Here is a 21,324-nt window from a genome sequence, read left to right on the forward strand (position 1 = left end):
TGGTATGTATTAAAGTAAACTACTGTGCTGCCTTATTAGGGAAGGCAACAATTTCAACGCTGCGGTTAAGCGCCCGTCCGCTTTCTGTGCTGTTGGGTGCCACGGGTTGTTGCTCCCCAAGCGAATGTACCGATACCTGGTCGTCAGGTAGGCCGCCTTTTTTATTCAGCCATTCTTTTACAGCCTTTGCCCTCGCTTCGCCCAATGCCTTATTGGTGGCTGTGTTGCCTACAGAATCGGTATGCCCGTAAACACCTATGTTAGCGTCTTTATAGCGCTTAATGAGTGAAGAAGCTACTTGCTTTAAGGTAACTTCTGATGAAGGCTGCAATGTGCTTTGGCCCTTCTTAAAAAGAATGTTCTCGCCCAGGCTATAGATGGTATACTGATCGTTACCTTTTACAATAATAGCCGTATCGGTGATTTCATCATATTGTTCTTTGGGAATATTCAGGTCTATCTTATTCCAGTCGGGCTGGGTGGTTACAATTACGTTGCTATCCTTTTTAGTGCTGTCGTGCGCAGTGGTATCAGTAGCGTCTACCCTCAAAGGCGAAGTCCTGTTACATCCGTTATACAACAATACAGCTGCCCCAACAGCTAATATGAAAAATATTATCCACAGCCAGGTTGAACTATGCTTTTTAGGCTGTACATCTAATTGTGCCATATCCTTAATTTTATTAGCAGCTAAGCATAAACCACGCCAAACTATCAAACCCTGTTACGGCATACCGCCAGACATTAATTGCAACGCTTGTTAGCAATAAAATTATTGGCCGCAGTGCGCATTAATTCGCACATTTGTTTAATGCACTTTTTGTATCCGGCTTTTTTATGGGCGTTATCGGCATTGGCCATACCATTAATTATCCACCTGTTTAGTTTCAGGAGGTATAAAAAGGTATATTTTACTAATGTACAGTTCTTACAGGAGGTTGAACTGCAGCAGGCAGGCAGGCGCAACCTTCGCGAAAGGCTCATTTTACTATCACGCCTGCTGATGATAGGCTTCCTGGTACTGGCATTCGCGCAACCTTATATACCGGGTAAAGATGCCTCCGCAGCAGGTAAACAACAGGTGGTAAGCATTTTTGTAGACAACAGCTACAGTATGCAAACCATCAATAAAGAAGGTACGCTGCTTGGCCAGGCAAAAGAACGCGCCCGACAAATAGCAGGCGCTTACGGAATAAATGATCGCTTCCAAATACTGACCAATGATTTTGAGGGCCGGCATCAGCGCCTGCTCAGCCTGAGCGAATTTAATGACGCGGTTGATACCATTAAGGCAAGCCCACGCCACCGCACCCTAACAGAGATCATCAGCAGGCAGCAGCAATTATTAAACATGCAGGCTGGCATACCGGCACACAGCTATATCCTGTCAGACTTTCAGCAAAATATGGCCGCCGCCAAGCCCTCAGAAGCAACTCATATGCGCGTTAACCTGGTAAGGATAACACCGGGCTCGTTCCCTAACATGGCGGTAGATAGTGTTTGGTTCCTGTCGGCCAAACATCGGCCCGGCGAAACCGAGCGCCTGGTGGTAAAGCTGCATAACTATGCGGATAAGCCTGCCGTTAAGGTACCCTTATCATTAAGCATTAACGGCAAACAGAAAGCGGTAGGCAGCTTTAGCGTAAAAGAGCGCACTGTACAAAATGATACGCTTACCTTCTCGGGCCTTGATGCAGGCTGGCAAAGTGGAGTAATTGAGTTACAGGATAACCCGGTAGTGTTTGACAATCATTTTTATTTCGCCTTTAATGTTACCGACCAGTTGCCGGTATTACTGGTGCATGCCGATACCGCCAACAAGTACCTGAATGCCGTTTTTAGTACCGATGGTTTTTTTAAGCCCAGCACGGTTGCCTATGGTAGTGTAGATTATACTTCATTAAATAGCTATCCGCTGGTGGTATTGAGCGATGTAAAAAACATAAGTACGGGCTTAGCCCAGCAGCTAAGGGCGTATGTGCAAAACGGTGGTAACTTAATGATATTTCCTTCCACTATGGCTGATGCAGGCAGCTATCAGGCATTATTGCAACCATTGGGCGCTGCGTATCCTTCTAAACTTATAAGTGCTAAAACCAAAGCTTCGGCTATTAACCTCCAAAACCCGGTATTCAGTAACATGTTCGAGGCAGCCCCTCAAAACCCCGATCTGCCCTTTGCTAATAAATATTACCATATGGAGCCCGGAAATAGCAGAAGTGAATACCTCATCCGCCTGCAATCAGGAACGGATATGCTGCAGGTTACCACATCAGGCAGGGGAAGGGTTTATACATCTGCCGTGCCATTAAACGAGGAGTTTAGTAACCTGCCTGTTCATGGCTTGTTTGTACCCATTATGCTGCGCATAGCGCTCCTGAGCGGGCATGATGGGCCATTGTTTTATTCAACGGAACGAAATGCAGCTATGGAGACTGTGCCACTGCGTTCATCAGAAAAATCAATTGTAAAACTGAGCAACGGAAAAGAAACCATTATCCCAGAAGTAAGGCAGCAGGATGGAAGCAGTGTGCTTTATTTGCCGGGCCAGTTGCTGCATGCCGGAGCATACCGTTTAATACAGCAGGATAACCTGGCCGCCGTACTGGCGTTCAATAACAGCAACAGCGAATCTGACCTGAGGTATCTGGATAATTCAGCGCTTGCCCGGGAGGTGCCGGGCAACGCAAGCACAACCGAAGCAGACAAGCTAAATATTAACAGAATAAACAGCATTGCAAATTGGGGACTGCAATTATGGAAACTTTGTATAATTTTGGCGCTGATATTTATGGCGACAGAAATTTTGCTGGTGAGATACTTTAAAGTCAACAAACCACACTTTCCTGACCCTGACCATATCAGCTAACCCTTCATAAAACAGCAGCTAATGAATTTACTCATTAAATCAGCTACCGTTACAGACCCTGCCTCGTCATTCAACAACAAGGTTGCCGATATTTTAATTAAGGATGGTATTATACAGGAAATTGCCGCTGATATAGATGGCGAAGACATAGAGATATTTGATGCTGAAGGCTACCATGTTTCTCCCGGCTTGTTTGATCTCAACTGCAATATTGGTGAATTAGGGTTAGAAACCAAGGAAGACCTGGAAACCGGAACCGCGGCAGCAGCAGCCGGTGGCTTTACCGGGATAGCCTTAATGCCCAACACACAACCGCCCGTACATTCTAAAGCCGAGGTGGAGTACCTGCTTAATAGGGCCAAAAATAACCTGGTAGATATTTATCCGCTGGGTACCATTTCACACAAACGCGAAGGAAAGGATATGGCCGAAATGTACGATATGTACAAGAGCGGCGCCAAAGCCTTTACCGATGGTAACCGCCCTGTACAAGATGCCGGGCTGATGGAGCGCGCCATGTTATATGTGCAGAACTTTGGCGCCAGGGTGATCTCATATCCCGAAGATATTTCCATAGCGGGTAAAGCGAAAATGAACGAAGGCGTGGTAAGTACCATGCTCGGCATGAAGGGTATACCAGCCCTTGCCGAAGAACTGATGATAGCACGCGACCTTTACCTGGCCGAAGACACTGGGGCAGCTATACACTTTACTACCATATCAACAGCCCACGCGATTGAGCTGATACGCGAAGCTAAACGCAAAGGCGTTAATGTAACCTGCGATGTTGCCCTGCACAACCTTGTATTAACAGATGAGGCTTTAATGGATTTTGACAGCCATTACAAAGTGAAACCCCCATTGCGTACCCAAAAGGATGTTGACGCTTTAATAGCGGGCGTAAAAGATGGCACCATTGACGCCATAGTTACACAGCATACCCCGCATGAGGTAGAATTTAAGGCCGTAGAGTTTGAAGTAGCCGAATACGGCATGATCGGCCTGCAAACCGCATTACCCGTTGCATTATCTGCCGGATTGAGCCCGGAAATGATCATTGAAAAAATGTCGGTAAACCCGAGGCGCATACTTACCGCCGATACCGCCGCAATTGAGCATGGCGCTAATGCCAACCTCATCGTATTTGATGCCCGGTCGGAATGGGAATACAATAAGCAAAATAACCGCTCGAAAAGTTACAATTCGCCGTTTTTAGGGCAGAACCTAAAGGGCAAAGTATTGTTATCCATCAATAACAATAAAATAGCAAAATTTTAAACCTCAATTTTATGACGGACCCAAAGGTAAGCAAAGCCATTACAGCTGCTTTACAGGCATTTAACCAATATAATTCCGCAGGTACGGAAGCCGCTAAACCGGATTTTGAAGCCGTTTTTTCGGCGGAAGCCGACTTTATGACCAAAGTTGACCTGCTCGACAAAGTTTTTGACGACAATCCACGACTGGAAGAACTGCGTGAGCCATTCTTTGATCTGTTGATGATCAATTTCTTTAGCGAGGATGTTAAAAAACTGGAAGACGATTACCTGGAAACACCAGAGTGGGAAGATATTGAGGAGCAAACACTTGACCGTGGTACAGAGCTACTTAACCTGCTGCTCTACCTGAACGAGTGCGACGATGAGGATATAGAACCCGAACTGGAAGATTATCTGAAAGAGTTTTTACTGGTTGATGAGGACGAGTTTCAGGATGAGCACCGCATTTATGAACCCATTATAGCAAACCAGATATTGGTAGAAAGCCCGCTTAGCGAAGTAAAAAAAGTTGCAGGTAGTGTGCCCGAGGATTCAGAAGTAAAGGAGCTGTTTTATCCTATCATGGCGTTTTTCCAGAATACCAGCCCAACAACAAGCGATAAACAGGAAATAGCCGACAACGCGGTTAATCAGCCTTTTGATATGGCGGTGTTGGAAATATTGCTTAGTTTTAAATAAAAAACACAATGGAAAACCTTGCACCTAACCCAACCAAAATTGCTACTAAATGGGCGTTGATCTATGTAGTGGTATCAATTGTCATCACCTATACTTTTCAGTATTTAGATATTGCAGAATCTCCTGTTAAGTATGTAGCTTATATACCTTTCATTGCTTTTTGCTTTTTAGCGCAAAAAGAATTTAAAGACCAACTGGGCGGCTTTATCACTTTTGGTAAAGCATTTAATACCGGTTTCAGGTATGCGCTTTTCAGTGGGCTGTTACTGGGCATATTTATCTATATTTATTTGCAGTTCCTTAGTCCAGAAATGTTAACAAAAAGCATGGAGCAGCAGGAAGCACAAATGGCTGAAAAAGGTTTGTCGCAAGAACAGATAGATAAGGCTATAGAGATGGGTAAAAAGCTTGGCCCAATGCTTGGGGCTGTTGCCACAGCTATAAGTAGTTTAATATTTGGCTCTATCGTAAGCCTTGTAGGTGCCGCCATTTTAAAACGAGAACCTTCTGTTTACGATATACCGGATGAACCTCGTGCAGATCAAACAGTTTAAAACGAACTTTATAATTGGAAAGCCGCTTCTGTAAAGCGGCTTTTTTATTGCCACTAACTACCCGAGCAACTTGTTATTCTGCGCTGCAGCGCAAACCTTTCAACAAAGCATTATTGCAAACGAGGAAAACGACCATTGATGTGCCTTTAACCATTAATCGCTACCCTCAATGGCGAAATAATAATGACCGATATCTGTATAAGCATTACTAAACAAAAAAGCCTGCCCAATGGGCAGGCTTATAAGCTATATAAACTAAGTCTTATTTTCTCGTTACTATCTTCACAATATCATTACCGAAGGCAAACACCATTAGCGAGATCAACAGTACGAAACCAACTATTTGAGCGCGCTCCAGGAACTTATCGCTTAACGGTTTACCTTTTATCATCTCAATGATCAGGAACACGGTATGGCCGCCATCCAGGCCCGGTATAGGCAATAAGTTGGTAAGCGCCAATACCATTGAAAGGAAACCCACCAGGCTCCAGAAACGAAGCCAGTCAACATGGCCGCCAAATTTTTCCGCTATGCCCAGCGGGCTTGAAATAGCTTTGGTGGCTTTCACCTGTCCCGAGAATATCTTTTTAATGCCTTTGGCATTATCGGCAAACATGCCCCAGGCTTTTCTGGCACCAACCGGGAAGGCTTCAAAAAGGCCGTATTTAACCGTTTTGAGATTAGGTAATATCTCATTGCGCGGGCGAAAGAAACCCAGATGACCATCCTTATCAATGTTGGCCTTCAGATCCATCGTGTTGTTGGCGCGCTTAACAGTAAGGTCTACCGTTTTACCTTTATTGGCTGCCAGCACGGTTTGCAGCTGATCGTAAAAGACAGTAGGCGTGTTGTTTACAGCCAGTATACTATCGCCTTTTTTAAGGCCTATACGTTTAGCTTCCCCAATAACTGAATCAACACTAAAACGGCCACGTGGTATCAGGCTGATAAATTCCTCGATACCATAATCAGACAGATCATTCAATATAGTAAGAGGTACTTTGACCTCTAAGGTCGAATCGCCGCGCTGTACCGTAAATACCGTATTATCTAATAATACTTTTGAACTTACCAAATCCTCAAAGCGCTGCAATTGCTTACCGTTTACAGCGGTGATCTTATCACCGGCTTTAAGGCCCATTTTCTGGCCTATTTTACCCGGCACGATACCATATTTTACGGTATCCATAGGCGTATAGCTTTCGCCATAGCGGATAGTGAGCATCCAGAAGATGAATATGCCCACGATAATGTTAACGATAATACCGCCTAACATCACGATCAATCTTTGCCAGGCAGGTTTAGCCCTGAACTCCCAGGACTGCGGCGGCCCGGCCATTTGCTCGGTATCCATTGATTCGTCAATCATGCCGGCAATTTTTACATAGCCGCCTAAAGGCAGCCAGCCAATGCCATACTCAACGCCTTTATAATTAAATTTGAACAGGCTTACACCCCAGGCATCAAAAAACAGGTAAAACTTCTCTACTTTTATCCCGAAAGCACGGGCCGCCAAAAAATGCCCGAACTCGTGCAGTATCACTAAAATTGAAAGACCAAGTATCAATTGGCCCGCCATCACCAAAACGCTCATCCGTAGTTATATAAATGTTAAGCCTTTAACGGCATTTTTTCTATTAAATTTTGCGCAAATATGCGTGTTTCTTTATCAGTATTCAAATAGTCGTGCAGGGTAGGATGCGCAATAAAAGCAATATGTTGCATACAGGCTTCTATAACATCGCTCATTTCCAGAAAGCCTGTGCGGTTTTGCAGAAAAGCTGCAACAGCTATTTCGTTAGCGGCATTAATAATGCATGGCATATTGCCGCCCTGCGCTAAAGCGTCAAAAGCCAACTTCAGGTTGCGGAAAGTAACCATATCCGGCTGTTCAAACGTAAGCTGGGCATAATCCGCAAAATTAAACCGCTTAAAATTATTTTTAACCCTACCCGGATACGTTAGGGCATACTGTATAGGTAGCTTCATATCCGGGAGCCCCATTTGCGCCTTGATAGATCCATCCTCAAACTGCACCAACGAATGGATAATTGACTGAGGATGCACGATCACCTCGATCTGATCGGGTTGGAGATCAAACAACCACTTAGCCTCTATCACTTCCAATCCCTTGTTCATTAACGATGCAGAATCGATGGTAATTTTGGCGCCCATTACCCAATTAGGATGCTTAAGGGCGTTTTCGCGGGTAACCGATGCCAGGTAAGCGGCGTTGCGCCCTCTGAAAGGACCGCCTGAAGCGGTAAGGATAATTTTTTCTATCCTATTGTTTTCTTCACCGGCAAGGCACTGGAATATAGCCGAATGCTCGCTATCTACCGGTAAGATCTTAACACCATGCTCTTTGGCAAGCTCGGTAACCATTTCTCCCGCTACCACCAATGTTTCCTTATTGGCCAGGGCAATATCCTTACCTGCCCTGATGGCATTAATGGTAGGCACAAGCCCCGAAAAGCCAACCATGGCGGTAAGCACTACGTCAATGTTCGGGTGCGATACGTGCTCTTTTATGGCATCATAACCGGCCAGTACTTGAGTAGGTAAATGGGCCAGGGCCTGCTTAACCTCTTCATACTTACTTTCATCACAAATAATGGCATATTGGGGCACAAACTCCAATGCCTGTTGTATCAGCAAGTAAGCATTGGCATTAGCCGTTATCATAAACGCACTGAATAATTGCGGGTTATCTTTGATTACCTCAAGCGTTTGTGTGCCTATGCTGCCGGTAGAGCCAAGGATGGCTATGTTTTTTATGTTGTTGTTAGAGTGTTCGATTGCTTTATTATTTTATTGTTAGTAAAGTTCAAGAAAACTTAAACTTTAACCCTTTCATCTGTAAACTTTATTAATTGATGTATTTCTTTAGGTAATGCATTAAGAATATTGTTTTCGATTGACACAGTTACTCAATAAAACAATATAACAATTAAACAGTATACCCCATCAACTCATCCGCTATCTTCCTGTCATTTGATAAACGGGGCACTTTATTTTGCCCGCCCAGTTTACCCTGGCTGCGCATGTAACTAATAAAGGCGTCCTTTTGTAAACTTCTGACGATCAAAGGGCGCAAAATGTTACCCTCAATAAGGTCAAAATAGTAAATATTTTTTTGTTGCAAGGCTTTATCTACTTTAAGGGCAAAGGCCTCCATATCTTTAGGCTGCGTGCCGAATTCTATAAACCATTCATGGTAAGGTAATTGCCCATCGGCAGGGGCAACCTGAGGGGCTACGGTAAATTCAACTACTTCAATACCTTCTTGAGCAGCTACACTCATGAGTGCGTGTTCCACTTCTTCGCCTATCACATGTTCGCCAAAGGCGGAGATGTAGTGTTTGATACGCCCGGTTACCACGATTTTGTATGGATCCTTAGATACAAACTTTACCGTATCGCCAATACTATAACCCCATAGCCCTGCATTGGTATTCAGTATTAAAGCATAGTTTTTACCCAACTCCACGTCTTTTAAGTTAATGCGTGTCGGGTTTTCGTTATAATATTCATCGCTGGGGATAAACTCATAAAATATGCCGGCATCCACCATCAGCAGTAAGCCTTTTTCTTTCTGCGAATCCTGGAAAGCGATAAACCCTTCCGATGCCGGGTAGGTTTCAATACTGTCGATCTTAAAGCCTATGCTTTCTTCCATTCGGGCGCGGTAAGGCTCGTAATTAACGCCGCCATGCACGTATAGCTTAAAGTTAGGGAAAATGTCTTTGATCTTTTTTCCGCCTGATATGGCAGATAGCCTGTCAAAATACATCTGGCACCATGGTGGTATGCCAGAGATGAGGCGCATATCCTGGTTCCTGGTTTCTTCCACAATGGCGTCAACCTTTTGTTCCCAGTCTTCAATGCAATTGGTTTGGTAGGAGGGCAGACGGTTCTTTTGCAGGTAGGCCGGTACATGGTGCGCTACGATACCCGATAATCGACCGGTTTGTATGCCGTGTTTCTCAGCCAGTACAGGGCTGCCTTGCAGGAATATCATTTTGCCGTCAACAAAGTCGGCATTGCCGGTTTCATAGATGTAGCTGAGTAACGCATTACGGGCCGCTTTAATGTGCTCAGGCATGCTTTGCTTTGAAATGGGAATGTATTTTACACCCGAAGTGGTGCCCGACGTTTTGGCCAGATAAGCAGGTTTGCCGGGCCAGGTAACATTCTCCTCGCCGTTTACCACACGCTCTATGTACGGTCGTAGTTCTTCATAATCTCGTACAGGTACGTGTTTTTTAAAATCTTCGTAACTGTTAATTGAACTAAAATGATGATCGCGGCCAAACGCAGTGTGAGTTGCTTCATGGATGATGTGACTAAAGTTCTTTTGCTGCAGGGATAGCGCGTTGTAACGGATATGATTTAGCTGCCGGTTGACCAGCCATGCAAAAACTTTACTTAACGATGCTTTTATGCCCATATTAATCCGTTTCGCTTACGTTATCGTCAATATCCTGATGGCTGTATATTAATTTACGATAAGTAACCGCCAAAATAATGTTTACAAACGGGTAAGTAAATAATATAGTTATGGAGATTAACGGATAATACTGAGAAATTTTAGCAGGTAAGGCGATTAGCAAGATGATGATGAGCAGTATGGATATAACTTTTAAAAGATATCCCCTGGTAAGTTCAAAGCTCTGTTTAATAGATTCTATAGGGCCCGAGTTGTCATCAACAATAAATGTATTAAAAAACATCACCCGTAGGGCTAAATACAAACCGCCTAAACCGGCCAGCAGCTCAATAGCAAACTGTAAGTTAGGGTTGTTGTCAAGATAATCTACAGCGATGCCCAAATTGGTAACCACAAAAGCGAAAATAAACACCACAGCCAGATAACTCCAAACCATCTTAGCTTTGGGGATCACCTGCATAAACTCAAAATCATAGTATTCGCTGTCTATAACCGTGAATATTAATTTATAAAGTCCCAGTGTAGTATAAGCCTGCAGCCAGATAAGAATAAAGGTTACAATCATCGAAGCCCAGTAATCTTCCGGAGAATAAACAAAACCCGCTAATAAACCTAAAATTCCCAGCAGGAAAAAAGCTATTACGGAGTAAACGATGATAGTTACAAAATTTTTTCTGAAAATATCCCATGAAGTTTTTACGGTCTCCACAACCGAAAACGGGTGATACATACCTTACTATGACCTTTTTAAAATAACACGTTTCCAAAAATCCTGCATAAATCCTAACCCATAAGCAGTAAGTTGAATAAAGGCAGCTGCGATGCTCAAAATTGCAATTTTTAACGATTTATTTTTAACAAGCGCATGAAAAAATATTAACAATATGTAAACGGCAAGCAATATGTTACAAAGCGCCGCTATACGCCAGGCAAACAGGTTGGCAATAACAGTAAACAGCAAGCCAAGGGTAACTAATGCAGGGAAAAAATGTACCGCCTTTAACTGCGAGGGAAAAAACTTGTATATATTGATACGCGCCCTGCCAAAAAAGTGGAGCTGCTTAAAAAACTTCACAAAGTCGGTGCGCCGTTTATGATAAACAATGGCTTCAGGTATCAGCCCGATCTTGAAACCCGACGCGTGTATACGTATGCTGTACTCAATATCCTCGCCCAGGCGGGTGATAATAAAACCGCCAACCTTCTCCCAAACCTTTCTTGAAACACCCATATTAAAGCTACGCGGATGGAACTGGCCGATAGCCTTTTTATTCCCCCTGATACCGCCGGTAGTAAATGGCGACGTCATGGCGTAACTGATAGCTTTTTGGATTGGCGTGAACGATTCATGAGCGCCATCGGGTCCGCCATAGGCATCAAGCCAGTTGGCGTTAAGTGATCGGTTTACTACTTCGAGGTAATTTTCGGGAATAAGGCAGTCGGAGTCGAAGATAACGAAATAGTCTCCTTTGGCGCGCTCAAAACCAAAATTACGGGTGAAACCCTGGCCCTCATTCGCTTTTTCAAAGTAATGCAGGTCGAGTTTTTCGGAATATTTATTTACAATATAATCTGCCTTATTTACCGAACCATCCTCAATCACTAATACCTCAAACGCCTTGTAAGTCTGGCGGGTAAGGGTATCCAGTAATTCGTCAATTTCCTGGGGGCGATTATATAAAGGTATGATGATGGAAAAAAACATTTCGTAGATGTGCAAATTTCAAATGTGCAAATATGCAGATGAATGATCAGATGTGTGATTTTGCAAATATGCAGATGCGATGATTAATTTTTACCGATGTTGAAAGAAACACCGGCACATCTGCATATCTCAAATCTCTAACACCATTAAATTGTTTCAGCGATCTGGTAATTGTTCCTGTCGTTTGAGTTGCGCGATACCAGTTCGGCAACAAAACCGGTAAGAAAAAGCTGCGAACCCAATATAATGGCTACCAGGGCAATGTAAAACAATGGATTAGCGGTAACATCACGGTAGGGAAGATGGTGCGCTATAAGGTAAAGCTTTTCGGCAAGCATCCATACGGCAATAATTATCCCCGCAAAAAAGCTAAGCGTACCCATAGCGCCAAAAAAGTGCATAGGGCGCTTACCGAATTTTCCTACAAAAAATATTGATAGCAGATCCAGAAAACCATTGATAAAACGGCTCCAGCCAAACTTGGTTTTACCGTATTTGCGGGCACGGTGCTCCACTACCTGTTCGCCAATTTTGGTAAACCCTGCCCACTTGGCCAATACAGGTATATAGCGGTGCATTTCGCCATACACTTCAATGTTTTTAACTACTGTGCTGCGGTAAGCTTTAAGCCCACAATTAAAATCGTGCAGGTTATTAATGCCGCTCATTTTACGGGTAGCCGCGTTAAAAAGCTTGGTAGGTATAGTTTTAGATATAGGGTCGTAACGTTTTGCTTTCCAGCCTGATATGAGATCATACTTTTCTTCGTTAATACGACGATAAAGTTCCGGTATCTCATCCGGGCTGTCCTGCAGGTCGGCATCCATAGTGATCACTACATTACCACGCGCGGCGTCAAAACCAATATTCAGCGCGGCAGATTTGCCATAATTTCTCCTGAAACGGAAGCCCCTGATAAACGGGTTATTTTCCTTCAGCTTCATGATCATTCCCCATGAGCCATCTGTACTGCCGTCATCAACCAATACAATCTCATAGGTAAAGCCATGCTCGTCCATTACACGGCTTATCCACGAGGTAAGCTCCGGTAATGATTCTACTTCGTTATATAGTGGTACTACTACTGATATATCCATTTAAAAAGAACCTTGTGTAAGGTTAGCTACAAAAATATAAAAATTAAGCACGGTAAGTATATGATAAATGGGTTACATTTTGAAGCGTTATGAATACTTATTAAATTAGCTGTACAAACCCTTATTGCAACATGAAACCTTATGTCTTGGCCTTATTCTTATTAATAAATATTACCGGCTTTGCACAAGAAAAACAACCTGAAGCCAAAACACGACCCGATACCGTACGATATTATATGGTAAACGACTCGACCCTGGCTTACAGTGAAAGCGATGCTAAATTTTTGCGCCTGATGATAAAAGCCGACTCGGGAATGTTCCGTGTGAAGGATTATTATATGAACGGAAACCTGCGCCTGGTTACTTTAACCTCATTAGACAATATGAACATCAGGCCGGGTATAAATGGCATATATGATGAATATTATGAAAACGGAAAACGTAAGACCAGTAAGGTATTTAATAAAGGTAAGATCATAGGCGACGTGCTAAATTACTACCCCAACGGCGCGTTGAGGTGTGTTGAAACATACAGTGCCGATGGCGTTTATCTGAAACAATTTTTAGACTCTACCGGAAACAGGCTTACTATTAACGGTAATGGCAAATGGATAAAATATACCAACAGCCCCGGCGAACGCTTAGAGGGCAATGTGATTAACGGCAAGGAAGAGGGAGAATGGAACTGGTATCTTGACGGTAAGATTTACACGACTCTTTACAAGAAAGGAAAAATTTTATATGCGAAGAGAGATGTTCCAAATGGTGATCCGATTTTCATCCATGTGGATAAGAATCCATCCTTTCCGGGTGGTTTAGTAGCACTTAGGGGTTTTATCATAAAGAATATCGAATATCCTGTAAAAGCCAGACTAAATAATATACAAGGAACAGTCATCATAACTTTTGTAATTGAAACTGATGGTTCCTTAAGTGATATTAGAGTTGTAAAAGGAATGGGCGCAGGATGTGATGAAGAAGCGATGAGAGTGATTACATTATCACCCAAATGGGTACCCGGAGAATCTCAAGGCAAGCAAGTTCGTGTACAACGGTCAATTCCTATAACTTTCAGATTAGGTAGTTAATTTGCATTTAAAGCAATCCCAGCACGGTACTGGTACGCTCACGTGTAGCATTGGCCAAAACCTCATCGTTAACCAGAGATTGCCCATATGATGGTATCATTTCCTTCAGTTTTTGCTGCCACTGGCTGGTTTGCATAGGTTGTTTAAAGCAACGGCTGATCAAGTCGAGCATAATAGGTACTGATGTTGAAGCGCCCGGCGAAGCACCTAACAAGGCTGATATACTGCCATCGGCACTGGTTACTACTTCGGTACCAAATTCCAGTACACCGGTACGCTTTGGATCCTTTTTGATGATCTGTACGCGTTGCCCAGCAATATCCAGGTCCCAGTCTTCTTTTTTAGCTTCGGGAAAATATTCCTGCAAAGCCTTTAACCTATCAGCAGGCGATTGCAGCACCTGAACAATGAGGTATTTAGTGAGTGCCATATTATCGCGCCCCACCGCAAGCAACGGCAATATATTATTAAACTTGATAGACTTGAACAGATCAAGCAACGAGCCTTTTTTAAGGAAGCGCGTAGAGAAACCGGCATAAGGCCCGAATAACAATGATTTTTTACCATCGATCATGCGGGTATCCAAATGCGGTACCGACATTGGCGGCGAACCTACCGATGCTTTGCCGTATACCTTGGCCGCGTGCTGCTCAACAATAGCGGGGTTATTACATACCAACCATTGCCCGCTTACCGGGAAGCCACCAAAACCTTTACTTTCAGGGATGCCTGTTTTTTGCAACAACAGCAAAGCGCCACCACCGGCACCTACAAATACAAACTTAGCGTTAAGGGTTCTTCTATTTCCGCTGGTACGGTCTTCAACCTTTATTTTCCAGGTATTGTCCTTATTACGCCTGATGTCTGCCACCTCGTGGTTAAGGCTAAGGTTAACACCCGGCTTTAGTTGCAGCTTGCTGATGAGGCTGCGGGTAAGGGCACCAAAGTTTACATCGGTACCAATATCCATATGTGTGGCTGCCACCTTTTGGTTAGGGTCGCGGCCATCCATTACCAGCGGTATCCATTTTTGCAGTTGCTGCTGGTCTTCGGCATATTCCATTCCTTTGAAAAAATGGTGTTTTACCAAAGCCTGCTGGCGTTTTTTGAGATATTCTACATTGTCCTGTCCCCAAACAAAGCTCATGTGGGGTACTTTACGTATAAAGCTTTCAGGAGATTCTACATAACCTTTTTCAACTAAAAAAGCCCAAAACTCCTTGGATATTTCAAATTGTTCGGCAATTTTAATAGCTTTTTTTATCTCAACGGTACCATCTTTAAGCTCGGGGGTATAGTTAAGCTCGCAAAAGGCCGAGTGGCCGGTACCGGCATTGTTCATAGCGTCAGAACTTTCGGCAGAAACGGTATCAAGGCGTTCAAAAATTTCAATTTTCAAATTAGGATCGAGCTGTTTAAGCATTACACCTAATGTAGCGCTCATAATACCCGCGCCAACCAAAACTACATCAACCGTTGTTTGAGAACCAATATTGCCGTTATTCATGATGCTTACGAATGTTAGAAAACATTCATCTGTATTTGTTTTTGTTTATGCGTTATACAAAGTTTACGCCAATAAGTTAAGCAATTGTACTTTGCGATAACATAATCAGGCAATTTTAGCAAATTTTACAGAATTTTTCCTGTTCATATTGTAAATTTTTAATGAAAATGGGTGGATTTTAGTGTTTCTGTAAAAATAGGTTGATTTAAATATAAGTGGTGCGGTATTCTGGGTAACACAATTAATTACAAGCGTTGTTGTTGAATATAAACTCCTTGCATCATGCGCAAAATACTATTCATCAGCACCCTCATGTTTGCCTTTACGCTTACCGCATGTAAACATAATTCAAATACATCTATTAAAGATGGTGTACAAACGCCAGTAGTGGTAAATAACAAAAAAGTAGCGGTAGTTAATAATACAGACAAACGTTACGCAACCCTGGCAACCGTGCCGGATATGTGCATTAAATGCATAATTGGCGTTGTTGAACAAACTACAGAATTTAAAAACCTTGGTATACCGGCTATAAACAAGGTTAAATATGAAATTAACTGGGTGCCCGCGCCTAACGCACAAGATACAACAGGCAGGAGAGGAGCAACTAACGCTATAAGGCTTGATATTACGGATAACAAAGGCAACAAAAAAGCTTACCCTGCTTTTGTTTATGATAATACCTCCGCGAAAATGTATTTGCTAAAAAGCGGTGTGAAAACTGAGATCAAAACAACTACAAGTGCGCTGGTAAAGATAAGGAGGGTGTGCTATTGGGGTGTGGCATCAACCAAATAACACGTCCTTTCGCTTCCATGTATATTTTCCGATATTGCCATATATGCTATGTAAGCATAATAATATGGGTGGATTTTGATTCTAAACAGATAAATATTGAATATTTACAATTTTTAGTTCCCATTTTTATAAATTTTTTCAAAAAAGTTATTGAATTTATAAAAATACTTTAAATTAGCGGCATAAATACTGACTGATTTTATAAGGAACTATAATTAAACTTAAAATTTTCAAATTTATCATTCAAAATGGCAACAAAACTCGAGTACATCTGGCTTGACGGCTACAAACCAACTCAAAGCCTGCGCAGCAAAACAAAAATTGTTAAAAGTTTCAGCGGAAAAGTAGAAGACCTTGATAACTGGAGCTTTGATGGTTCATCAACAGAGCAGGCACCGGGCGGCTCATCAGATTGTATCTTGAAACCGGTATTCACCGTACCAGATCCACAAAGAAAAGATGCCTACCTTGTAATGTGTGAAGTATTGGATTCAAAAGGCCAGCCACACGAGTCAAACGGCCGTGCACACATTGAGGATGATGATAATGATTTCTGGTTTGGTTTTGAGCAGGAATACTTCCTGTGGGACCCTGCTACTAACAAACCACTTGGTTTCCCTGCTGGTGGCTATCCAGGCCCGCAAGGCCCTTACTACTGTTCAGTAGGCGCTAACAATGCTTTCGGCCGCGAAATTGTTGAAGAGCACTTAGACGCTTGTTTAGAAGCAGGCCTTAACGTAGAAGGTATTAATGCTGAGGTTGCTGCCGGGCAATGGGAGTTCCAGATATTTGCTAAAGGCGCTAAAGAAGCTGGTGACCAGATCTGGGTTGCACGTTACCTGCTTGAGCGTATCGGTGAGAAATACGGAGTAGCTGTTAACTGGCATTGTAAACCGCTTGGCCAGTTAGACTGGAACGGTTCTGGTATGCACGCTAACTTCTCTAACTCATTATTGCGTACTGCTAATAGCGAAGAGAAATTCAAAGCAGTTTGTGAGGCATTCCGCCCTGCGGTTGCTGAGTGTATTGCCGTTTACGGTGCTGATAACGATCAACGCTTAACCGGCAAACACGAGACAGCTTCAATCCACGACTTTAGCTATGGCGTATCAGACCGCGGCGCTTCTATCCGTATCCCTCTTTATGCTGTTGAGCATAACTGGAGCGGTTACCTGGAAGATCGTCGTCCTAACTCTGCTGCAGACCCATACAAAGTAGCTGCAGTGATCATTAAAACAGTAAAATCTGCTAAGATCTAATCTTCGCGAACTGATATAATAGAATCCTCCGGTAGCTATTTACCGGGGGATTTTTTATTTACATATTCCATGTAATCCCCGCCAGGGATAGAGATAGCATTCTCAATGCTCCTGTTGTAAACGTATACCCAAGCTTTTAATATACCGTTATTGATTATCACCGAGTGCATTTCCCGCCGATAAAGGTTAGGTTGCTCTTCATCGGTTCCTACGCCTTCATAAAAATCCAGCCGTTTTAGTACTTCCTCCGGGTGAGTCATTTCATAAATATTCCCATGCACCAGCTGGTTGGCATCACTGGTTATAATCAATCCCGGATATTCTCCCAAATCATAAAGCTGCCCATGTATAACGCCGGTGGAAACAAACGTGCATTTTTGGCGAAGATAGCGGGCAAACTCATTATCATATTGTAACAAAGTGCCGTAAACAAACAATAAGCAGGTCATGAGGATATAGTGAATGCTGACTTGAATATTTATCCCAATTTATTCTAAATAATCTTAAATTGCCATTTTATATAGCTAAAATGAATGCAGAACAGGTAATTTCATACATCAACGACCATAACATTCAGAAAATAAAATTCGCTTTTGCCGACGTCGACGGCATTTTGCGTGGCAAAGTCATCAGCAAACAAAAATTCTTGGATGGCTTGCAAAGTGGTTATGGCTTTTGCGACGTGGTGTTTGGCTGGGATAGCACCGATGCCCCTTATGACAATGTTGATCTTACAGGCTGGCATAGCGGTTACCCGGACAAGCAATGCTTTATAGATATTTCCACGTTCCGGATGATCCCATGGGAAGACAACGTGCCTTTCTTTATAGCCGACTATAGTGGCCCCGGCGCAAAGGCATTGGAGGTTTGCCCCCGGAGCCTGTTAAAAAACATTATCTCGGAGTGCGATAAATTGGGCTATGTGGCACAATTTGCCCAGGAATTTGAGTGGTTCAACTTTTACGAAACGCCTCAAAGCTTACAGCACAAAGGTTTCAGGAATCTGGAGCCGCTTTCGCCTGGTATGTTTGGCTACTCCATACTAAGGCCATCACAAAACAGCGCGTTCTATAATGATCTGTTTGATAAGCTCACCCAATACCAGATACCTATTGAAGGTTTACATACCGAAACCGGGCCAGGCGTTTACGAGGCCGCCATACACTATGCGCCAACACTGGAGGCTGCAGATAGGGCAGTACTTTTTAAGACCGCGGTAAAAGAAATAGCGTCACAGCATGGCTTAACTGCAACCTTTATGGCCAAATGGAACGAAAATTTGCCGGGTTGCAGCGGGCATATTCACCAGAGTTTATGGTCGGCAGAGGGTGGAAAAAATTTATTTTACGATGATGCGGATGTAAACAAGATGAGCGAGTTACATCAACATTATCTGGCAGGGCAACTTTATTGCCTTCCGCATTTGCTGCCAATGTACGCGCCAACCATTAACAGCTATAAACGCCTTGTGGAGGGCGCCTGGGCACCCACTACCATTACATGGGGGATAGACAACCGCACAACAGCTTTGAGGGTCATAAATGTATCAGAAAAAGCAACCCGGTTAGAGACCCGCATACCCGGCTCGGATACCAACCCGTATCTGGCGATAGCAGCGGCGCTTGCTTCCGGGCTTTATGGCATCAAAAACAAACTAAAACTTAATATAGCAGCCACCAAGGGCAATGGTTATGATAACAAGGCCAACGGCATATTACACAGTAATTTATTTGACGCGGCCACAGCTATGCAAAATACTCCGCTCGCTAAAGAACTTTTTGGCGAAGGGTTTGTAAAACACTTTACCCAAACCCGTTTATGGGAACACCGGCAATATGCCAAAAGCGTAAGCGATTGGGAATTGAAAAGGTACTTTGAGGGAATATGACCGGGATTATTTGCAGTACAAAAGTTTAAAACTGCAAACTGTAGTATATTAGCCGCATAAACTAATTACACCGGTATTGAAGAATTATCCCGTGAAACCGAATAAATACGCTTAATCCCGGTTCAAACAATGGACTTTCACTTAATCATACAATCAGCCTGGGAAGGCTACGATAAATCTAAAACCATCAAAAGCATTGATGATATCAGCGCGATGGTTTCTACCAATCATGTGTACCGCATCACTTTTGATGATGACGATATGGTTATTGCCAAGCTTTCTTTTTTTGGCAAATTCGAACATTTTAAAGAGGATCATCGCATTATACAGGCGCTATCAAACAACTTGCTTTATCCATTTGAAAACCTGCTGTCGAAATCGTTATTAAAAAATAACCGCGTTTATATTTATCGCTATAAACAAGGTAAGGATGACGCCTGGGTAGTTTTTTACAACCCAACCCGCATGATGGAACGCTTGCCACGCCGCCTGGACGACGACATGATCAAAAAACTGGGTAACCAGTTGGGCAAGTTCCATAAAGCATGCTCGAGGGTAAAAAATGTTCTGCCAAAATCATCTAAAACTTTACGTACCGATATTTATGACCTGCAGCGACAGCTGGAAAAAGACGAGCGCAAATTTGGCACACGCATGCAGGCCGACCTGCTTAAATACCACTGCGAACAATTCTTAAAGAACCGCTCCCGTTATAACATGAGTTCTTTCGAGATCATCCCGGTATTTATCGACTGGAACATCGGGAACTTTTCGGTAACACCCGAACTGGAACTTTACTCACGCTGGGATTACGACTGGTTTAGGATGAGCTACCGCCTGCTTGATTTTTATTTTTTCAGCAGGGTGGTTTCAGATGCGGGCGACCGCACCGTATTCAGCTACGTGATAGGGCCAATGATGGAAGACCGCTTTATTACTTTTCTAAAAGAGTATCACAAAGTAAACCCTATTACAGCCGATGAGATACGCTTCCTGAAAGAAGCATACCGTTTTTTTATACTTAACTACGTAATAAAAGACGGGCAATACTTTTTTAGCGGTCAATATGCAAAAAAACTGCAGGCCGAAGCTTTTGAAACTTATCTACCATCTGTTGACCGCGATTTTGATGCAGAGAAAATTATAAAAGCTTTGGGATTGGAATAGTGTAGTTAGTGGTTAATAGTGAGTGACTTTAAACAAATAAACTATAATGAAACGCATAGAGGATTTTAAATCAATTATAGACCGTTATGAAGTGATCTTTTTTGATGCCTTTGGAGTGCTTAAAACACATACCGGGCTGGTGCCCGGTATAGAGCGGACATTTGCTTATCTCGAAGCGCAGAATAAAGAATACTACATTGTAACTAACGATGCATCAAGGAGCCCGGCGCAGTTAGCGCAATCGTACCACAATAAAGGTTTAAACGTGGTAACTGCCGACAGGATCATTTCCTCAGGACAATTAACCAAAGATTACCTGGAACTAAAAGTTGAGGGCGGATATGTGGCTTACCTTGGCACAACAGAGTCTGCCCATTATATAGAAAGCGCCGGTTTAAAAACCCTGCCAGTAAGCGATATTAACAGCAGTAATATTGACCAGGTGAACGCCCTTGTTTTTATGGACGATGAGGGTTTTAACTGGTTTGAAGACATTAATAAAACCGTTAACCTGCTGCGTAAGCGTACAATACCTGCAATTGTAGCCAATACGGATTATGCTTACCCGGTATCAAACCACGATGTAAGCATCGCCATTGGTGGTTTAGCGCAAATGATTGAAACCATTATCGGCAAAAAGTTTATCCGCTTTGGCAAGCCCGATTCGCAAATGTTTATGTTTGTTTATGACCTCATTCGCGAGTACAGGCCCATTAATAAAAAGGAGATAGTAATGGTAGGCGATACCCTGCAAACCGATATTATGGGTGGTAACAAATTTGGACTGGATACTGTGCTGGTTTTATCAGGAAATACTTTACCGCAGGACGCGGATAACCGCATACAGGCCACCGGCATTGTGCCTACCTATATTTGTGAGCATGCCGTTATTGGCCCGCAGGCACTGAATTTATAATCAGGATAAGCTGTCTCATCCCAGGGGGGATAAAAATTATTGTATCTGTGACATTTGTATTATGATAA

General features: G+C 43.1%; 19 protein-coding genes. 10 read left to right on the forward strand and 9 right to left on the reverse strand.

Features of this window, described 5'->3' with window-relative positions:
* Positions 1–19 precede the first annotated feature (19 nt).
* Positions 20–670, reverse strand: coding sequence for an OmpA family protein (locus CKK33_RS11270; RefSeq protein WP_095704202.1), 651 nt, complete (start codon positions 668–670; stop codon positions 20–22).
* 141 nt (positions 671–811) lie between these two features.
* On the opposite strand from CKK33_RS11270, the gene CKK33_RS11275 reads away from it, so the two are divergent.
* Genes CKK33_RS11275 through CKK33_RS11290 form a run of 4 tightly spaced genes read left to right on the forward strand, consistent with a single transcriptional unit; the run spans position 812 to position 5,381 of the window.
* Positions 812–2,869 (forward strand): BatA domain-containing protein, encoded by a 2,058-nt coding sequence (locus CKK33_RS11275; protein WP_095704203.1) that lies wholly within the window; start codon positions 812–814, stop codon positions 2,867–2,869.
* A 21-nt stretch (positions 2,870–2,890) separates the two neighbouring features.
* Positions 2,891–4,147, forward strand: a complete 1,257-nt coding sequence (locus tag CKK33_RS11280; RefSeq protein WP_095704204.1) for a dihydroorotase family protein — start codon at positions 2,891–2,893, stop codon at positions 4,145–4,147.
* Positions 4,148–4,158: 11 nt separating this feature from the next.
* Positions 4,159–4,827 (forward strand): hypothetical protein, encoded by a 669-nt coding sequence (locus tag CKK33_RS11285; RefSeq protein ID WP_095704205.1) that lies wholly within the window; start codon positions 4,159–4,161, stop codon positions 4,825–4,827.
* Positions 4,828–4,835: 8 nt separating this feature from the next.
* Complete coding sequence (locus CKK33_RS11290; protein ID WP_095704206.1) at positions 4,836–5,381, forward strand: DUF4199 domain-containing protein; 546 nt, start codon at positions 4,836–4,838, stop codon at positions 5,379–5,381.
* 262 nt (positions 5,382–5,643) lie between these two features.
* Here the strand turns inward: CKK33_RS11290 and rseP are convergent, their stop codons facing one another.
* The 6 genes from rseP to CKK33_RS11320 form a co-directional block, all read right to left on the reverse strand.
* A complete protein-coding gene (gene rseP / locus CKK33_RS11295) occupies positions 5,644–6,975 on the reverse strand; it encodes an RIP metalloprotease RseP (RefSeq protein WP_095704207.1) in 1,332 nt (443 codons plus the stop codon).
* Positions 6,976–6,992: 17 nt separating this feature from the next.
* Positions 6,993–8,159, reverse strand: coding sequence for a 1-deoxy-D-xylulose-5-phosphate reductoisomerase (locus CKK33_RS11300; RefSeq protein WP_095704208.1), 1,167 nt, complete (start codon positions 8,157–8,159; stop codon positions 6,993–6,995).
* Between the two features lie 172 nt (positions 8,160–8,331).
* Positions 8,332–9,831, reverse strand: a complete 1,500-nt coding sequence (locus CKK33_RS11305) for a GH3 auxin-responsive promoter family protein (RefSeq protein WP_095704209.1) — start codon at positions 9,829–9,831, stop codon at positions 8,332–8,334.
* A gap of 1 nt (position 9,832) precedes the next feature.
* Positions 9,833–10,561, reverse strand: a complete 729-nt coding sequence (locus CKK33_RS11310; protein WP_095704210.1) for a hypothetical protein — start codon at positions 10,559–10,561, stop codon at positions 9,833–9,835.
* Positions 10,562–10,567: 6 nt separating this feature from the next.
* Positions 10,568–11,536, reverse strand: coding sequence for a glycosyltransferase family 2 protein (locus CKK33_RS11315; protein ID WP_095704211.1), 969 nt, complete (start codon positions 11,534–11,536; stop codon positions 10,568–10,570).
* A 146-nt stretch (positions 11,537–11,682) separates the two neighbouring features.
* Positions 11,683–12,633, reverse strand: coding sequence for a glycosyltransferase family 2 protein (locus tag CKK33_RS11320; protein WP_095704212.1), 951 nt, complete (start codon positions 12,631–12,633; stop codon positions 11,683–11,685).
* Between the two features lie 131 nt (positions 12,634–12,764).
* Between CKK33_RS11320 and CKK33_RS11325 the strand changes: the two genes are divergently transcribed.
* Positions 12,765–13,721 (forward strand): energy transducer TonB, encoded by a 957-nt coding sequence (locus CKK33_RS11325; protein WP_095704213.1) that lies wholly within the window; start codon positions 12,765–12,767, stop codon positions 13,719–13,721.
* A 7-nt stretch (positions 13,722–13,728) separates the two neighbouring features.
* On the opposite strand, the gene CKK33_RS11330 is transcribed toward CKK33_RS11325, so the two are convergent.
* Positions 13,729–15,228 (reverse strand): malate:quinone oxidoreductase, encoded by a 1,500-nt coding sequence (locus CKK33_RS11330; RefSeq protein ID WP_095704214.1) that lies wholly within the window; start codon positions 15,226–15,228, stop codon positions 13,729–13,731.
* A 282-nt stretch (positions 15,229–15,510) separates the two neighbouring features.
* Here CKK33_RS11330 and CKK33_RS11335 point away from each other — a divergent pair, with 282 nt between their 5' ends.
* Entirely contained in the window at positions 15,511–16,026 is a 516-nt protein-coding gene (locus CKK33_RS11335) for a hypothetical protein (protein ID WP_095704215.1), read from the forward strand.
* Between the two features lie 248 nt (positions 16,027–16,274).
* The gene (locus CKK33_RS11340; RefSeq protein WP_095704216.1) at positions 16,275–17,285 is read left to right on the forward strand and encodes a glutamine synthetase beta-grasp domain-containing protein; all 1,011 of its coding nucleotides are present in this window, start codon (positions 16,275–16,277) and stop codon (positions 17,283–17,285) included.
* A 35-nt stretch (positions 17,286–17,320) separates the two neighbouring features.
* On the opposite strand, the gene CKK33_RS11345 is transcribed toward CKK33_RS11340, so the two are convergent.
* Entirely contained in the window at positions 17,321–17,734 is a 414-nt protein-coding gene (locus CKK33_RS11345) for a gamma-glutamylcyclotransferase (protein WP_095704217.1), read from the reverse strand.
* An 80-nt stretch (positions 17,735–17,814) separates the two neighbouring features.
* On the opposite strand from CKK33_RS11345, the gene CKK33_RS11350 reads away from it, so the two are divergent.
* From CKK33_RS11350 to CKK33_RS11360, 3 genes are all read left to right on the forward strand, one after another.
* On the forward strand, positions 17,815–19,173 hold the full coding sequence (locus CKK33_RS11350; RefSeq protein WP_095704218.1) for a glutamine synthetase family protein: 1,359 nt from the start codon (positions 17,815–17,817) through the stop codon (positions 19,171–19,173).
* Between the two features lie 129 nt (positions 19,174–19,302).
* Complete coding sequence (locus CKK33_RS11355; RefSeq protein ID WP_095704219.1) at positions 19,303–20,340, forward strand: hypothetical protein; 1,038 nt, start codon at positions 19,303–19,305, stop codon at positions 20,338–20,340.
* A gap of 46 nt (positions 20,341–20,386) precedes the next feature.
* On the forward strand, positions 20,387–21,256 hold the full coding sequence (locus tag CKK33_RS11360; RefSeq protein WP_095704220.1) for an HAD-IIA family hydrolase: 870 nt from the start codon (positions 20,387–20,389) through the stop codon (positions 21,254–21,256).
* Positions 21,257–21,324 lie beyond the last annotated feature (68 nt).

Origin of the sequence: Mucilaginibacter sp. MD40, assembly GCF_002288635.1 — a bacterium.
Taxonomy (GTDB): domain Bacteria; phylum Bacteroidota; class Bacteroidia; order Sphingobacteriales; family Sphingobacteriaceae; genus Mucilaginibacter.

Coding starts and splice junctions, on each gene's coding strand:
- rseP (WP_095704207.1), bottom strand. CDS start 6,975: ATGAGCGTTTTGGTGATGGCGGGCCAATTGATACTTGGTCTTTCAATT.
- CKK33_RS11305 (WP_095704209.1), bottom strand. CDS start 9,831: ATGGGCATAAAAGCATCGTTAAGTAAAGTTTTTGCATGGCTGGTCAAC.
- CKK33_RS11290 (WP_095704206.1), top strand. CDS start 4,836: ATGGAAAACCTTGCACCTAACCCAACCAAAATTGCTACTAAATGGGCG.
- CKK33_RS11355 (WP_095704219.1), top strand. CDS start 19,303: ATGGACTTTCACTTAATCATACAATCAGCCTGGGAAGGCTACGATAAA.
- CKK33_RS11270 (WP_095704202.1), bottom strand. CDS start 670: ATGGCACAATTAGATGTACAGCCTAAAAAGCATAGTTCAACCTGGCTG.
- CKK33_RS11320 (WP_095704212.1), bottom strand. CDS start 12,633: ATGGATATATCAGTAGTAGTACCACTATATAACGAAGTAGAATCATTA.
- CKK33_RS11335 (WP_095704215.1), top strand. CDS start 15,511: ATGCGCAAAATACTATTCATCAGCACCCTCATGTTTGCCTTTACGCTT.
- CKK33_RS11340 (WP_095704216.1), top strand. CDS start 16,275: ATGGCAACAAAACTCGAGTACATCTGGCTTGACGGCTACAAACCAACT.
- CKK33_RS11285 (WP_095704205.1), top strand. CDS start 4,159: ATGACGGACCCAAAGGTAAGCAAAGCCATTACAGCTGCTTTACAGGCA.
- CKK33_RS11350 (WP_095704218.1), top strand. CDS start 17,815: ATGAATGCAGAACAGGTAATTTCATACATCAACGACCATAACATTCAG.
- CKK33_RS11360 (WP_095704220.1), top strand. CDS start 20,387: ATGAAACGCATAGAGGATTTTAAATCAATTATAGACCGTTATGAAGTG.
- CKK33_RS11345 (WP_095704217.1), bottom strand. CDS start 17,734: ATGACCTGCTTATTGTTTGTTTACGGCACTTTGTTACAATATGATAAT.
- CKK33_RS11315 (WP_095704211.1), bottom strand. CDS start 11,536: ATGTTTTTTTCCATCATCATACCTTTATATAATCGCCCCCAGGAAATT.
- CKK33_RS11280 (WP_095704204.1), top strand. CDS start 2,891: ATGAATTTACTCATTAAATCAGCTACCGTTACAGACCCTGCCTCGTCA.
- CKK33_RS11310 (WP_095704210.1), bottom strand. CDS start 10,561: ATGTATCACCCGTTTTCGGTTGTGGAGACCGTAAAAACTTCATGGGAT.
- CKK33_RS11330 (WP_095704214.1), bottom strand. CDS start 15,228: ATGAATAACGGCAATATTGGTTCTCAAACAACGGTTGATGTAGTTTTG.
- CKK33_RS11325 (WP_095704213.1), top strand. CDS start 12,765: ATGAAACCTTATGTCTTGGCCTTATTCTTATTAATAAATATTACCGGC.
- CKK33_RS11275 (WP_095704203.1), top strand. CDS start 812: ATGCACTTTTTGTATCCGGCTTTTTTATGGGCGTTATCGGCATTGGCC.